Annotated in this window: 1 protein-coding gene; it reads left to right on the top strand. The window is 71.5% G+C overall.

What is annotated here, in order from left to right; genetic code table 11:
- The coding region (locus tag C1I97_RS37540; protein ID WP_111007320.1) for a DUF5936 domain-containing protein at nucleotides 1–849 on the top strand (849 nt) is incomplete at its 5' end.
- Nucleotides 850–929: the final 80 nt, after the last annotated feature.

The following is a 929-nucleotide window of genomic DNA, read 5'->3' as shown; positions in this document are numbered from 1 at the left end:
GTCTTCGCCGGCATCCGCATGTACCGGGCGGACGCGCGGCTCCCCGGCGACCTGCAGCTGGCCCTGGAGGTGGGCTCGACGCGCACCGGCGCGGTGGACTCCCTCGTCGACCGCCTCGGCATGCGCTACGCCCCCGCCGTGCTGCGCCTGATGGGCCCCAAATTGGTGGCCAAGTACCGCCGCAGGATCGACCTGGCGGGCAACCCCGGCGGCCTGACCATCGACCGCTACGCGGCCCGGCGCGCGGTCTACGGCTTCCTGGGCGGCCTGGGCGGACTGGTGTTCCTGCTGCGGGGCCAGTTCTTCGTGGCCCTGCTCCTGTTCGCCTTCGGCGCCTTCTGGACCGAGGTCGGCATCTGGTCGGCGATCCGCATCCGCAAGGACGAGATCGAACGGACGCTGCCGGACTTCCTCGACGTCCTCGCGGTCGTGGTGAGCGCCGGACTGGGCTTCCGCCAGGCACTGGACCGGGTGGCGTCGCGGTACGAGGGCCCCTGGGCGGACGAGCTGCGCATCACCCTCCGCCAGATGGACCTCGGCATGAGCCGCCGCCAGGCCTTCGCGGAGCTGCGACGGCGGAACGACTCCGAACAGGTCGCCATGTTCGTGACGGCTCTCCAGCAGGGCGAGGAACTCGGCGCCCCGATCGTCGACACCCTCGTCTCCCTGGCCAAGGACATGCGCCACACCGACGCGCAGAACGCCCGCCGCAAGGCCGCGCGCGCGGTGCCCAAGGCCACCATGATGATCACCACGTTCATGGTCCCGGCCACGATGATCCTCCTCACGGCGGGGCTGCTCCTCGGCTCCGGCGTGGACTTCGGCTCCCTCACGGGCACGGGCGAGTAGGGGGCGACGACGGACATGACGACGACGGACATGACGACGACGGAGGAACGCACGGGGCTGCTGCGCCGCCGCCCGAAGGT

It is taken from the genome of Streptomyces sp. NTH33 (assembly GCF_003236365.1).
In the GTDB taxonomy this organism is placed as follows: domain Bacteria; phylum Actinomycetota; class Actinomycetes; order Streptomycetales; family Streptomycetaceae; genus Streptomyces.
The sequence above is the reverse complement of the archived record's forward strand: the minus strand, read 5'-3'. Positions and strand labels throughout refer to the sequence as shown.